A 13876-nucleotide genomic window follows, 5' to 3' on the forward strand; every position below is an offset into this window, starting at 1 on the left:
GACTCAAATGTCTTGTTTATCAGTGGCTTGGCAGGCTTGTCTAATTTTTGTGCAGCGCAATGGGTGGGTGGAGGGGGTGTTCATTTTTGATACAGGTGCTCCATGCGAAGTGCACGATGGAGCACCTGGCGTTGCATCAGGCGATCCGGAAGCGTCCGGATACGACTTCCAGCTGGCGGGACAGCTCGGCCAGTTCTCCGGCCGCGCGGGTCAGCGTGGCGGCGCTGGCGGCGTTGGATTCGGAGGTGCCGGCAATGCGTTCGACCCGCTGCGCGATGTCCCGGGCGGCGGTCGATTGTTCCTCGAGACCCAGCGTAATGCCGGCCACCGAAGCGAGCACCCGCTGGGTACTGTCCTGGATGCTGCCGACCGTGGCGCCGGCCTCGGCGGCCAGCGAGACGCCGCGGGCCACCCGCGTGACGCCGGCCTCCATGTCGTCGGCCGCGCCGCGGGTCGCACTCTGGATGCGTTCGATCATCGTGGTGATCTCGGCGGTAGAGTTGGTGGTTCGCTCTGCCAGTTTGCGCACTTCATCGGCGACGACGGCAAAGCCACGTCCCGATTCGCCTGCGCGGGCTGCCTCGATGGCGGCGTTGAGGGCGAGCAGGTTGGTCTGGTCGGCGATGTCTCGGATCACGGCGACGATCATCGAGATGTCACCGGACAGGCTTTCGAGATCGCGTACGGAGTTGGCCGATTCGTTTACCGATTCGGCGATGGCGCGCATCTCGCCGGCCGCCGCGGTAATGACGCTGGCACCGCTGCTGGCCTGGCTGCCCGAGCCTTCCGAGAGTTCCCGTGATTCACGGGCGTGGTCGCCGATGTGGTCGATGGAGACCGACAGTTGCTCCACGGCCGCGGCCATCGCCGACGCCGATTCGGATTGTTCTTCGGCGAGCCGATGGGTGTCGCCGGCGGTCTGGCTGAGCTGGCGGGCGTTGGTGAGCAGGGTATTGACCTGGTTGCGGATCGATGCAATCAGCTCGTGCAGGTTGTTGCGCATGACCGCCAGGTGGATGATCAGCGCACCCAGTTCATCGTTTCCGGCCTGGGGCAGTGGTTGCAGCAGGTTGCCGCTGGCGATGGCCTCGGCAACCCCCTTGCCGGCGTCGACGGACTGACGCAGGCGGTGGGTCAGTGCGACCGCACCCAGTGCGGCCGCCAGCAGGCCGACAGCGCCGAGCCCGATGAAGAGCTGCAGGAGGTCCTGGTAGCGGGCTTCGGCGCGGGTGTATTCGGCCTGGGCCGCATCGCCCTGACGGCGCAGCGTCTCGCCAAGTTGGTCCAGTCCGCTCGCGTCGGGACTACCGCTGGCCCGCAATTGGGCGCTCAGGGACGTGAACTGTTGCGTGATCTCCACCTGTGCGCCCTGGTGTTGCTTCAGGGCATCGCGGGCTTGTGCGGCATCCTTGAGCCCAACGATGCCGAAGCCGACTCCGATGACTGTCGTGAAGGCCGTGAGCAGGTAGATGCGGGTGCCGATGCTGAGGGCCGGAACGATCCGTTGCGCCAGCGCCGCGATGCCCCGGGGGGCGAGGCGCCCTTCCTGCAACAGGATGCTCGGATCACGCTGCATCTGTGCATAGAGGGCTTCGGCGCCGCTTATCTCGCTGCGCGAGGCCTTGATGCGTACGGACATGTAGCCGGAACCGTCGGGGAGAGGGGTGGCGGTGGCTCTTACCCAGTAGAAGTCGCCGTTCTTGCGGCGGTTCTTGACGGTTCCGCTCCACGGACGGCCACGAGACAGGGTGTCCCACATGTCCCGGTAGGCTTCCGACGGCATGTCGGGGTGGCGGACGATATTGTGGGGCTGACCGATGAGTTCATCGTGGGTGAAGCCGCTGGCGGCGATGAATTCGCTGTTGCAGTCGGTGATCTTCCCGTCCCGGTCGGTGCGGCTGATGATGGCCGCGCCATCGGGAATGACGTATTCGTTCTGGCTGACAGGCTGGTTGTTGCGCACGGGGGGCTCCGGGGCAGGGTCGGTGCGCGTTTATAACGGATTAAACCCTCAATGCTGAAGGGCTATTCGCAACATGCGGACGGATTTTTTCCACAACGCCATTGTTTTTTATGTATTTGTCGTTATCCGCGTATTTCGGTGCTGCGACTGGTACCCGTGACGACGCCGTGTTGGTCGAAATGAATATTGAAGAACAGGGCCGCGTTGAATTCGGGGGGCAGGCGCCAGTCCCAGACTTCTTCCTTTTTCAGCGCGAATTGCTGGATGCTGCGCGGTTTGCCGAGCAGGCGGCGGACTTGGTCGCGGGTCCAGCCGGGCTGGACGCGGGCGAAGTTCTCCGGGGTCAGCACGTTTTCCAGGCTGCGCAGGATGTTGTCGGGGCCGATGGTGGCCATGAAGCACTCGGTGCCTTCGGGTTGGCGGGTGTATTCCCAGGTCACGCTGCCGTCCTCGTTGCGCCATTCGATGCCGGGCTGGCCGAGTTTGGCGCGTACGTCGTAGCCGGTGGACACGCCGGGCTTGAGGTCTTTCATGTTGGCTGCGTCGCAGCCGGCCAGGCCGAGGGCGGCGAGGGCGCCGAGAAAAAGGGCGATCAGTTGGCGCATCAGGGGCTCCATAGCTACCCGTTTCCGGTCAAAGCGGCCGGGCTTGGTTACAATCCAACCCCGGCAGGACCGGGGCTTTCACGGTCGATTCTGGCACGAACCCAGTTGGCGGAGGACGGACAGTGAAACACGGCATGAGAGGGCTGGCCCTGGCGGGCCTGGTGATGTTCGGTAGTGCTGCGGCACGGGCCGACACGGTCGTGAAGATCGGCTTCGCCGGGCCGCTGACCGGCCCGATCGCCCACGTGGGCAAGGACGAGCAGTACGGCGCCCAGCTGGCCCTCGACGACGCCAACGCGAAGGGCGTGCTGCTCGGCGGGCAGAAGGTGCGTTTCGAGCTGCTTTCCGAGGACGACCAGAGCGACCCGCGCACCGCCACCACGGTGGCCCAGCGCCTCGCCGACGCGGGCGTGAAGGGGGTGGTCGGGCACGTCACTTCCGGTGCATCGATTCCCGCCTCGCGCATCTACGAGCAGGCCGGAATCCCGGCGATCACCCCATCGTCCACCAGCCCCAAGCTGACCCAGCAGCGCTACCGTACGACCTACCGCGTCATTGCCAACGACACCCAGCAGGGCGCGGCGATGGTCGGCTTCGCCGCCGACGTGCTGAAAGCGAAGCGCATCGCCGTCATCGACGACCGCACGGCCTACGGCCAGGGGCTGGCCGATGCCGTGGTGGACAGCCTCAAGCGCCGCGGCCTGGCGCCGGTCGGGCGGGAGTTCACGTCCGACAAGGCCACAGATTTTGCGTCCATCCTGACAAAGCTGAAGGCCGCCCAGCCGGATGCGATCTTCTACGGTGGCATGGATGCCCAGGGCGCACCGCTCCTCAAGCAGATGAAGCAGCTCGGCATCGGCGCCAAGTACCTGGGCGGCGACGGGGCGTGCACCACCGAGATGATCAAGATCGCCGGTACGTCGATGAGCGAGGACGTGTATTGCACCAAGGCAGGTATCCCGATGGACAAGATGCCTGGCGGCAAGCAGTTCAACGAGCGCTTCAAGGCGCGTTTCAAGGTGCCGGTGCAGCTTTATGCGCCCTACAGTTACGATGCCACTACCGCGTTGATTGAAGCCATGAAGCTCGCTAATTCGGCCGAGCCTGCCCGTTATCTACCTTTCCTGCAGAAAGTCGCGTTCAAGGGCATCACCGGCAACATCGCCTTCGATGCCAACGGCGACAGCCGCGAAGGCGGCGTGTCCCTGTACCAGTTCAAGGCCGGCCAGTGGGAGCCCCGCAACTGAACGGCCCCGAAGTTGCTTGCCTGCTTCACACCTTACAAATCCGAGGAGAAAACCGCATGAAACACACCCTTGTCGCCCTCGCCGTGCTCGGTCTTGGTGCATCCGGCGCCTACGCCCAGGAAGTCGTCAAGCTCGGCACCGCCGCGCCGTTGACCGGCACCCAGGCCCACCTGGGCAAGGACATCGAGAACGGCGTGCGTCTGGCCATCGAGGAGTACAACGCCAAGGGCGTGACCCTCGGCGGCAAGAAGGTGAAATTCGAGGTGCAGGCCGAGGACGACCAGGCCGATCCGAAGACCGCCACCACGGTGGCCCAGCGCCTGGCCGACAGCGGTGTGAAGGGCGTCATCGGCCACCTCAATTCCGGCGCCTCCATCCCCGCCTCGCGGATCTACAACGAAGCCGGCCTGCCGCAGGTGTCGCCGGCCTCCACCAACCCCAAGCTGACCCAGCAGGGCTTCAAGGGTGCTTTCCGTACCATCGCCAACGACGTGCAGCAGGGCCAGGCCATCGGCCGCTACGCCGCCACCAAGCTGGGCAAACGGGTCGCCCTGATCGATGACCGCACGGCCTACGGCCAGGGTCTCGCCGACGAGGTGGACAAGGCCGTCAAGGCCGCCGGCGGCACGCTGACCGGGCGTGAATTCACCAGCGACAAGGCCACTGACTTCCTGGCCATCCTGACCCGTATCAAGGCCCAGAACCCGGACGTGATCGTCTATAGCGGCATGGACACCCAGGGTGGTCCGATGCTCAAGCAGATCAAGCAGCTCGGCATTACCGCCAAGTTCATCACCGGCGACGGCGGTTGCACCGGCGAGATCGCCAAGCTGGCCGGCGATGCGATCGGCGCCAACGCCTTCTGCACCCAGCCTGGCCTGCCGCTGGACAAGATGCCGGGCGGCAAGGACTTCAACGCCCGCTTCAAGAAGCGCTTCAACACCGACGTGCAGATCTACGCGCCGTATTCCTACGACGCCACCGCGGCGATCATCGAGGCGATGAAGGCTGCCAACAGTTCCGATCCGGCCAAGTACGGCCCCTTCATCTCGAAGGTGCATTTCCCCGGCGTGATCGGCACCGTGGCCTTCGACGCCAAGGGTGACATCAAGGACGGTGCGGTCACCGTCTACCAGTTCAAGGCCGGCAAGTGGGAGGCCGTGCAGTAATCAGGCATCCAGCCCTCAGGGGCTCGAATGGGCGCGGAGTCGACTTTCAGGCGACCGGCGCCCATTGTTGTATCTCCGGGGGCGATCGAGTTCGCCCCAACCGGGGTCTTTCCCTCTCTTCACTCTGCGGTGTATCGCAATTAATGGAAACCCTCCTTCAACAAACCGTGAATGGCCTCGTCGTGGGCAGCGTGTATGCGCTGGTCGCTCTCGGCTACACGATGGTCTATGGCATTCTCGGGCTGATCAATTTCGCCCACGGCGACGTGCTGATGGTCGGCGCGCTGGTCGCCCTCGAGGCGATCCGCCTGATCCAGACCTACGCGCCCGAGCTCGGCCTGGTGCCGACGCTGCTCGGCGGCCTGGCCGCCTCCGTGCTGGTGTGCATGGTGCTCGGCTACACCATCGAGCGGACCGCCTACCGCCGCCTGCGTAACGCGCCGCGGCTGGCCCCGCTGATCACCGCCATCGGCGTGTCCTTCCTGCTGCAGACGATCGCGATGATCATCTGGGGCCGCAACTACCATACCTTCCCGCAGCTGGTGTCCACCACGCCGCTGGAGCCGGTGGCCGGCGTCTTCATCACGCCGGTGCAGATCGCCATTCTGGTGGTGTCGGCCCTGCTGATGGTGGCGCTGATGCTGCTCGTCAATAAAACCCGCCTCGGCCGCGCGATGCGCGCCACCGCCGAGAACCACAAGGTGGCCAGCCTGATGGGCGTGGACACCAACAAGATCATCGCCGCCACCTTCATCATCGGTTCCGCACTGGCGGCGGTGGCCGGCGTGATGTTCTCGTCCAACTACGGCATCGCCCACTACGCGATGGGCTTCATGCCCGGCCTCAAGGCCTTCACCGCGGCGGTGCTGGGCGGCATCGGCAACCTGGGCGGGGCGATGCTCGGCGGGCTGGTGCTGGGTCTCGTCGAGTCCATCGGCGCCGGCTACATCGAGGACATGAGCTTCGGCTTCCTCAACTCCAGCTACCAGGACATCTTCGCCTTCATGATCCTCGGCATCGTGCTCATCTTCCGGCCCACCGGCCTGCTGGGTGAGCGGGTCGCTGATCGAGCCTGAGGTCTTCCGTACATGAACGAACTCGCTCTCGCCATCCCCTGGCTCGGCAAACGCAACCCGGCGGCGGCCCGTGGCGTGGTGATCCTGCTGGCCTTTGCGGCCCCGTTGATCGCTATGCTGTTCGGCAAGACCTGGGTGCGCATCCTAGACTTTGCGATGCTCTACGTGATGCTCGCCATCGGCCTCAACCTGGTGGTGGGCTTCGCCGGCCTGCTCGACCTGGGTTACATCGCGTTCTATGCGGTCGGTGCCTACACCTTCGCTTTCCTCGCCTCGCCGCAGTTCGAGCTGCATCTGCCGTTCTGGCTGGTGCTGCCGCTGGGGGCCGGCTGCGCGGCGCTGGCCGGCATCATCCTCGGCCTGCCCACGCTGCGTCTGCGCGGTGACTATCTGGCCATCGTCACGCTGGGCTTCGGGGAGATCGTGCGGATCTTCCTGAACAATCTGAACCAGCCGATCAACATCACCAATGGCCCCCAGGGCATCAACATGATCGACCCGCTGGTGCTGCTCGGCTGGGATGTCTCCAAGCCGCTGAAGATCGGCGAGGAGATCACGATCAACTCCCTGTTCCAGTACTACTACATCTTCCTGGCCTTCGTCGCTTTGTCGGTGGTGCTCGTCCAGCGCCTGCAGGTGTCGCGGGTCGGCCGGGCGTGGGCGGCGATCCGCGACGACGAACTGGCGGCCAAGGCGATCGGCATCAACACCCGCAACATGAAGCTGCTGGCCTTCTCGCTGGGCGCTACCTTTGGCGGCGTGTCCGGCGGGCTGTTCGCCGCCTTCCAGGGCTTCGTGTCGCCGGAGAGCTTCTCGCTGATGGAGTCCATCGCCGTGCTGACGATGATCGTCTTCGGCGGCATGGGCAACCTGGCCGGCGTCATCGTCGGCGCGCTGGCCCTCACCGCGCTGCCGGAGGTGCTGCGCTACGTGGCGATTCCGGTGCAGCAGGCGCTGTTCGACAAGGTCATCCTCGATCCCGAAGTGCTGCGCATGCTGTTGCTGTCGCTGGCGATGATCTTCATGATGCTGCTGCGTCCGGCCGGGCTGATCCCCGCCTACAGCCGCTATTCCCGCCCCGAACTGGTGGTCGGTAAGGAGGCAGGCAAGTGATCACCCTGCTCGAAGCCCGCGGCATTACCAAGCGCTTCGGTGGCCTGACGGCCCTGTCCGACGTATCCCTGACCATCCGCAAGGGCGAGGTGTACGGCCTGATCGGCCCCAACGGCGCCGGCAAGACGACCTTCTTCAATGTGCTGACCGGCGCCTATGTGCCGGACGGCGGCGAGCTGGTCTTCAATGGCACCGAGCTGCCCACCGGCAAGCCACATAAGGTGGTGGAGGCGGGCATCGCCCGCACCTTCCAGAACATCCGCCTGTTCCGTGACATGACTGCGCTGGAGAACGTGATGGCCGGCCATCACATCCGCTCCCGCGCCAACCCGTTCTCGATCCTGCTGCAAACCCGTCAGGCCAAGGAGGAGGAACGCCTGATCACCGAGCGCGCTTACGAGCTGCTGCGCTACGTGGGGATCGAGCGTTTCGCCGACACGGTGTCGAAAAACCTCTCCTACGGCGACCAGCGCCGCCTGGAGATCGCCCGCGCGCTGGCCACCGAGCCGCAACTGCTGGCCCTCGACGAGCCCGCGGCGGGCATGAACGCCACCGAGACCGCCAAGCTGCGCGAACTGGTGCAGACCATCCGCCATGACGGCGTCACGGTGCTGCTCATCGAGCACGACGTGAAGCTGGTGATGGGCCTGTGCGATCGCCTCGCGGTGCTCGACTTCGGCAAGAAGATCGCCGAGGACGTGCCCGCTGAGGTGCAGAAGAACGATGCCGTGATTTCCGCCTACCTCGGCGGGCACGGTACCCACAAGACGGGAGCGGCGGCATGAGCGACGCAAACACGCCGATCCTCCAGCTGCGCGACACCAAGGTCGCCTACGGCGCCATCGAGGCGGTGAAGGGCATCAGCCTGGAACTGGCGAAGGGCGAACTGGTGTCCCTGATCGGGGCCAACGGCGCCGGCAAGACCACCACGCTGAACGCCATCGCCGGCACCCTCGGCACCGCCGGCGGGGAGATCCGCTACGCCGGCGAGGCCATCGACAAGCTGCCGGCCCATAAACGCCTGCGCAAGGGATTGGCCCTGGTGCCGGAAGGGCGTGGCATCTTCACGCGCCTGACCGTCGAGGAGAACCTGCGCATGGGCGCCTACTGCCGGCGCGACACGGACGCCGTCGAGGCCGACATGGAGCGCATCTTCGGCATGCTGCCGCGGGTCAAGGAGCGCCTGGCCCAGGTGGCCGGCACCCTGTCCGGCGGCGAGCAGCAGATGGTGGCCATCGGCCGTGCGCTGCTGTCGCGGCCCAAGCTGCTGTTGCTGGACGAGCCGTCGATGGGGCTTGCGCCGCTGGTGGTGGAGAAGATCTTCGAGGTGATCCGCTCGGTGGCCGCCGAGGGGGTGACGATCCTGCTGGTCGAGCAGAATGCCAATCTGGCGCTGGAGTTTTCCCAGCGGGCTTATGTGATGGAGTCCGGGCGTATTACCCTCAGCGGTTCGGGTGCCGAGCTGCTGGCTGATCCCAAGGTGCGCGCTGCCTACCTGGGGGAGTGATGGATAGGGGCTGACGTGGAGGGCTTTGCCGTCTAGTCTTTGGAGACGGGGGTTCCATTCGTGTCACCCATGTCCGTTCCGTCCATCGGTTCGTCCTCTTTTGCGGTCCTCGGCCAGGTCCTGGCTGCCCAAGCCAAGGCGCGGGCTAGTGCGTCCTCTTCTACCGCTGCGGGGGCGACGACGAATGGCAAGCTCAGCGAGTCGGATCAGCGTGTTGTAGCCAAGCTGCAGCAGCAGGATCGAGCCGTGCGCGCCCACGAGCTGGCCCATATCGCCGCCGGGGCCGGCGTCGTCACCAGCGGGGCCAGCTACACCTACGAGACCGGACCGGACGGCAAGCGCTACGCCAGCGGCGGCGAGGTCAGCATCGATGTCTCGCCGGGGCGAACTCCGCAGGACACCCTGCGCAAGGCTGAGCAGGTCCGCGCATCGGCACTGGCGCCCGCCGACCCGTCGGCGCAGGACCGCAGCGTCGCCGCGCGGGCCGAGCAGATGGCGACCGAGGCGCGCATTGAACTGACGGATGCATCCGCCCAGAAGACCCATAGCACGGCGAGCAGCGGCAGCAACGACGACCCGGCCAGCGCCCTCTACCGGAGCGTCGCCGGCGGGCACGCGTCGTCGGGTAGCCGCGTCAATACCTGGGCCTGATCCTGGGCCCGGTGGGCGACCCATTCGACGAGGTGCCAGCGGGTGCCGGTTATCGGCCATGGCGCATAGGCGAAGGGGCCGGTGCCGCTGAGGCGGAAGGTTGCATGGTCCGTCACCGTGAGGGCCTGGCCCGGCCAGAAGCGCGCCAGCGTTGTCTCCAGGCTTTCCGTTTCCGTGATCGTCAGCGTGTCCCGGTAGCTCGGTGCGGTGAGGGTCGAGATCACATCGTGGTAGCTCGCCCAGGTGCGTCCGGCCAGGTGGCGCTGGAGCAGTGCGGACCAATCCTCCGCTGGCGCGCTGATCTGGCCGAGCACGTTGGAGAACAGGAAGGCCGCGTGCGGGAAGCGTGCGGCCAGCCATGCCAGGCCGTCCGGCGTGCGCAGGCTGTCCAGCCGGTCGAAGCGCAGCGCCGTCGCGTCGTGGCGGCGGGCCAGCAGGTGGCGGGCGAGGGGATCGGGTTCCAGCGCGACGACGCCATCGAAACGGCTCAGGAAGCCGCCCGGCAGCGCATAACCCGCATTCGGGCCGACGATGACCAATTCCTTCTCGGCGATACGCCATCCATCGAGCCAGCCGGCCACCGCGGCATGGAAGGCTGCCCAGTTCCGGTGGCGCTGCCGCCTTGCGCGCAGGTGGTACACCAGGCCGCCGCTGGGGTCGAGCAGGTGGTCGCGCAGGCGGGGAAAGGACGTGGGCACTTGCAGGCGGAGAGAAGGAAACGGCTCCGATTATGCCGGATGGGCTGGTCAGCTCCATGTCCGGGATGCCATGCTTCGGCTCTTATCGAATTTGCTTGAGCGAGAAGGAGAGTGGGATGTCGGATCCGCTGCACGAAGCGCAGTTGTCGTCAGAGGTGGTGTTCGAGGGGCGCCTGCTGAAGGTTTACCGGGACCAAGTGCGCCTGCCTGACGGCAAGGACGGGGTACGTGAGTACATCAAGCACCCGGGGGCGGTGGTGGTGATCCCGGTGCTGGCGGATGGTCGCCTGGTTTTCGAGCGCCAGTTCCGTTACCCGGTGGGGCGCGCCTTCCTGGAACTGCCGGCCGGCAAGCTCGATCCGGACGAGGACATCCTCGACTGCGCCCGCCGCGAACTGCAGGAGGAAACCGGTTACGTCTCCGAGCAGTGGCGCTACCTGGGCGTCATGCACCCGTGCATCGGCTACTCCAACGAGCGCATCGAGATTTTCCTGGCCACTGGCCTGGAGCATGTCGGCCACGCCTGGGATGACGGGGAGTTCCTGGAAATCCTGACCCTCAGCCTGGAGGAGGCCCGCGAGGCGGTTTTCGATGGCCGCATCACCGACGCCAAGACCATCACGGCGCTGTTCTGGGCCGAGCGGGAGCTGGCCAAGGGCTGAGCGCCCCGTTTCGGCTAGGGCTCGTCGGAGCTTGCCGCTTCGAGGGGCTGTGCCGCGGCTGCACGGCTGTTGCGATGGTAGAAATGCCACCACAGCAGGAAGCACCCCATGCCGAGCAGCAGGCAGCCTGCCGCGCCGCTTGCCAGCCCCGGCACCGTGTTCCACAGGGCGGGGGCCAGCACGCCAGCGGCGCCGGCGCTGACCAGCATCTGCAGGAAGCTCTGACAGCTCGACGCGACGCCGCGCTGGGCCGGGAAGTGGTCCAGCGCCAGCAGCGTCAGGCTCGGCATCGCAATGGCCATGCCGAAGTTGTAGAGGGCGATCGGCACCACCGAGTGGGGCAGGCCGGCGGGTATCAGGAAGGACAGCCCCAGGTTGAACACGGCCGCGGTAATCATCACTCCATAGCCGAGGGCTATGGTGCGCGCCTGCGACAGCCTCCCGGCCAGCCGCGCTGACAGCGCCGAGCCGCCCATCATGCCCAGCACACAGGGGATGAAGAACCATCCGAACCCGGTTTCCGGCAAGTGCAGGTGGCGCATCAGGAACACTGGTGCCGACAGCACGTAGATGAAGAAGCCGTTGAAGTTGAGGCCGACGGCGAAGGTCAGCAGCAGGAAGCCCGGTGTGCGGAAGACCTGCGCGTAGCGTCGCGCCAGCGGACCCGGATGGAGCGGGTGGCGGGCCGCCGGCGGATGGGTTTCCGGCAGCTTCCACGCACACAGGCTGGCCAGCATGAGGCCCAGCAAGGCCAGGAAGACGAATACCGCGCGCCAGCCGAAGGTGCTGTAAATCCAGCCGCCGAGGATGGGGGCGATGGCCGGGCCGAGGGCGAAGGCCATGCTGACATGGCTCATCATGCGCTGGGCGCGCGGGCCTTCCATCAGGTCGCGCACCACTGCGCGGCCGACCACCATGCCGGCGCCAGCGCTGATGCCCTGCAGCCCGCGGCCGAGCAACAGGGTCTGGATGCCGCCAGCGAACACGCAGACCAGCGAGGCCAGCGTGAACAGCAGCATCGAGATGACGATCACGCGCTTGCGCCCGTAGGCGTCGGACAGGGCGCCATGCCACAGCACCATCGCGCCCATCGGCAGCATGTAGGCGGTGAGGGTCTGCTGGACTTCGACGGGGCTGACGTGCAGGTCGGCGCCGATGGCTTGCAGGGCCGGGAGATAGGTGTCGATCGAGAACGGACCGACAGTGGCGAGCGCTGCGAGCAGCGCCGCCAACTGGGCATAGGGCATGGGATGAGGTGCTTTACTCGACGGCGTGGATCTTGGTGACGTAGTAACCGGTTTCACCGAAGCAGGTGGACGGGATGCCCACATGCTGTTCGTAGGAGAGTGCGACCCGTTTGCCCATCTCCGTGTTGATGGCGGTGGCGACGTTGTCGTCGCGTACGGTGAACTTGAAGATCTCCGGCAGGCTGCCGGGAATCGCGACGATCGCCAGTTCTCCCTCCCAGGTCTTGCACAGCCAGCCCTTCTGGGAAAACTTCTGCACGTAGCCTGCCCGTTCGCCGGATGAATAGCTCCAGTTGAGGGTCAGCCAGGTGTAGCCGGCGGCGAGGGCCACCACCAGGACGAGGAAACCGGCGAGCCACAGGCGCCAGTTCCTGGCGCGGGGGAGGCCGGAAGAGAGGGTCGATGCCAAGGGAGACTCCTGTTCGTGTTCAGCTGAATTCCCCCGGGCCGCGGCGGCTCTGTACCGCTTCGGCCACGTGGGGGGCGCCGATATTGTCGGTGCCGTTCATGTCGGCGATTGTACGCGCCACTTTCAGGATGCGATGGTAGGCGCGCGCCGACAGGCCCAGGCGTTCGATGGCGGTGCGCAGCAGCGCGTCGGCGGTAGCATCCGGCCGGCACCAGCGGTCGACACCGGCCGCGTCGAGGCGTGCGTTGGGCATGCCTTGTCGAGCCTGCTGGATGGCCCACGCCCGGGCGACCCGTTCCCGCACCACCGCCGAGCTTTCGCCGCCGGCTGTGGTTTGCAGTTCGGAAACAGACAGGGCCGGCACTTCCAGCACCAGGTCGATGCGGTCCAGCAGCGGGCCGGACAGGCGCTGGCGATAACGCCGGACTTGCTCCGGCGTACACCGGCAGCGGCCGTCCGGATGGCCGTGGTAGCCGCAGGGGCAGGGGTTCATTGCGGCGACGAGCTGGAAGCGGGCCGGAAACTCCGCCCGGCGGGCGGCGCGGGAAATCGTGATGTGGCCGCTTTCCAGCGGTTCGCGCAGGGCCTCGAGCACGCGGCGATCGAACTCGGGCAGTTCGTCGAGGTAGAGTACTCCGTTGTGGGCGAGGCTGATCTCGCCTGGACGGGGCGTGCCGCCGCCACCGACCAAGGCCGCCGTCGACGAAGTGTGGTGGGGCGTTCTCAGGGGACGCTGGCGCCAGCGCTCGGGGCGGAAGCTGCCTTCGATGGACTGCACGACTGCGCTTTCCAGTGCCTCCTGGTCGTCCATCGGTGGCAGAAGGCCGGGCAGGCGTTGGGCCAGCATGGATTTTCCGGTGCCCGGCGGGCCGTAAAGCAGCAGGGAGTGCTGGCCGCTGGCGGCAACCTCCAGGGCCCGGCGGGCGTGGGCCTGGCCCTTGACGTCGGCCAGGTCGGGATAGGCCGCCGGTAGCGCCAGCGTCTCGCCGTCGTGGGGGGCGAGGAGCGTGTGTCCGCACAGGTGGGCGGCTACGGCCGACAGGCTGCGCGCCGGCAGCATCTGCACGTTGTGCACCAGCGCCGCTTCGGGGGCGTTGGCGATCGGCAGGATCAGCGTGCGCCCGCTGTGGGCGGCCTGCCGGGCCAGCGCCAGTGCGCCGCGCACCGGCCGCAGTTCACCGGTGAGGGACAGTTCCCCGGCGAACTCGTAGCGGTCCAGCTGCTTGGCGGGGATCTGGCCGGAGGCGGCGAGGATGCCCAGCGCAATGGGGAGGTCGAAGCAACCGCCTTCCTTTGGCAGGTCGGCCGGCGCCAGGTTGACTGTGATACGCCGCTGGGGGAACTCGAACTGCCCGGTCTGCAGTGCGGCGCGCACGCGGTCGCGGGCTTCGCGGACTTCCACATCGGGCAGACCGACCAGCGTGAAGGCGGGCAGTCCGTTGGCCAGATGCACCTCGACTGTGACCTCCGGGGCGAGCAGGCCGACGAGGGCGCGGCTTGTCACAAGGGCTATACTCACGGCGTATTTT

14 protein-coding genes are annotated in these 13876 nt (G+C 66.5%); 8 read left to right on the top strand and 6 right to left on the bottom strand.

Annotated elements, in window-relative coordinates; translation table 11 throughout:
- Nucleotides 1-136: 136 nt before the first annotated feature.
- Both AC1PQG_RS01805 and bamE read right to left on the bottom strand, forming a co-directional pair.
- Nucleotides 137-1963, bottom strand: a complete 1827-nt coding sequence (locus AC1PQG_RS01805; protein WP_481120975.1) for a methyl-accepting chemotaxis protein — start codon at nt 1961-1963, stop codon at nt 137-139.
- Between the two features lie 122 nt (nt 1964-2085).
- Entirely contained in the window at nt 2086-2568 is a 483-nt protein-coding gene (gene bamE, locus AC1PQG_RS01810; protein ID WP_481120976.1) for an outer membrane protein assembly factor BamE domain-containing protein, read from the bottom strand.
- Nucleotides 2569-2702: 134 nt separating this feature from the next.
- On the opposite strand from bamE, the gene AC1PQG_RS01815 reads away from it, so the two are divergent.
- From AC1PQG_RS01815 to AC1PQG_RS01845, 7 genes are all read left to right on the top strand, one after another.
- Nucleotides 2703-3815, top strand: coding sequence for a branched-chain amino acid ABC transporter substrate-binding protein (locus AC1PQG_RS01815; RefSeq protein ID WP_481122954.1), 1113 nt, complete (start codon nt 2703-2705; stop codon nt 3813-3815).
- Nucleotides 3816-3871: 56 nt separating this feature from the next.
- Nucleotides 3872-4984, top strand: coding sequence for a branched-chain amino acid ABC transporter substrate-binding protein (locus tag AC1PQG_RS01820; RefSeq protein ID WP_481120977.1), 1113 nt, complete (start codon nt 3872-3874; stop codon nt 4982-4984).
- Between the two features lie 143 nt (nt 4985-5127).
- Nucleotides 5128-6060 (top strand): branched-chain amino acid ABC transporter permease, encoded by a 933-nt coding sequence (locus tag AC1PQG_RS01825; protein WP_481120978.1) that lies wholly within the window; start codon nt 5128-5130, stop codon nt 6058-6060.
- Nucleotides 6061-6072: 12 nt separating this feature from the next.
- On the top strand, nt 6073-7173 hold the full coding sequence (locus AC1PQG_RS01830) for an ABC transporter permease subunit (RefSeq protein WP_481120979.1): 1101 nt from the start codon (nt 6073-6075) through the stop codon (nt 7171-7173).
- Entirely contained in the window at nt 7170-7958 is a 789-nt protein-coding gene (locus AC1PQG_RS01835; protein WP_374482264.1) for an ABC transporter ATP-binding protein, read from the top strand. The genes AC1PQG_RS01830 and AC1PQG_RS01835 overlap by 4 nt, the downstream gene beginning before the upstream one ends.
- Complete coding sequence (locus AC1PQG_RS01840; RefSeq protein WP_374482262.1) at nt 7955-8680, top strand: ABC transporter ATP-binding protein; 726 nt, start codon at nt 7955-7957, stop codon at nt 8678-8680. The genes AC1PQG_RS01835 and AC1PQG_RS01840 overlap by 4 nt, the downstream gene beginning before the upstream one ends.
- Nucleotides 8681-8749: 69 nt before the next feature.
- Nucleotides 8750-9331: a putative metalloprotease CJM1_0395 family protein gene (locus tag AC1PQG_RS01845; RefSeq protein ID WP_481120980.1), complete on the top strand. Its 582-nt coding sequence runs from the start codon at nt 8750-8752 to the stop codon at nt 9329-9331.
- On the opposite strand, the gene AC1PQG_RS01850 is transcribed toward AC1PQG_RS01845, so the two are convergent.
- A complete protein-coding gene (locus AC1PQG_RS01850; RefSeq protein ID WP_481120981.1) occupies nt 9271-10029 on the bottom strand; it encodes a hypothetical protein in 759 nt (252 codons plus the stop codon). The two genes, AC1PQG_RS01845 and AC1PQG_RS01850, sit on opposite strands and share 61 nt — an antisense overlap.
- 116 nt (nt 10030-10145) lie before the next feature.
- Between AC1PQG_RS01850 and AC1PQG_RS01855 the strand changes: the two genes are divergently transcribed.
- A complete protein-coding gene (locus AC1PQG_RS01855) occupies nt 10146-10691 on the top strand; it encodes an NUDIX domain-containing protein (protein ID WP_481120982.1) in 546 nt (181 codons plus the stop codon).
- Nucleotides 10692-10705: 14 nt separating this feature from the next.
- Here AC1PQG_RS01855 and AC1PQG_RS01860 read toward each other — a convergent pair whose 3' ends face one another.
- The 3 genes from AC1PQG_RS01860 to AC1PQG_RS01870 are packed head-to-tail and all read right to left on the bottom strand — an operon-like array spanning nt 10706 to nt 13866.
- Nucleotides 10706-11938, bottom strand: a complete 1233-nt coding sequence (locus AC1PQG_RS01860) for a multidrug effflux MFS transporter (protein ID WP_481120983.1) — start codon at nt 11936-11938, stop codon at nt 10706-10708.
- 13 nt (nt 11939-11951) lie between these two features.
- Entirely contained in the window at nt 11952-12347 is a 396-nt protein-coding gene (locus tag AC1PQG_RS01865) for a hypothetical protein (RefSeq protein WP_481120984.1), read from the bottom strand.
- 19 nt (nt 12348-12366) lie between these two features.
- Complete coding sequence (locus tag AC1PQG_RS01870) at nt 12367-13866, bottom strand: YifB family Mg chelatase-like AAA ATPase (RefSeq protein WP_481120985.1); 1500 nt, start codon at nt 13864-13866, stop codon at nt 12367-12369.
- Between the last annotated feature and the right edge of the window lie 10 nt (nt 13867-13876).

It is taken from the genome of Zoogloea sp. GDB6, assembly GCF_056724105.1.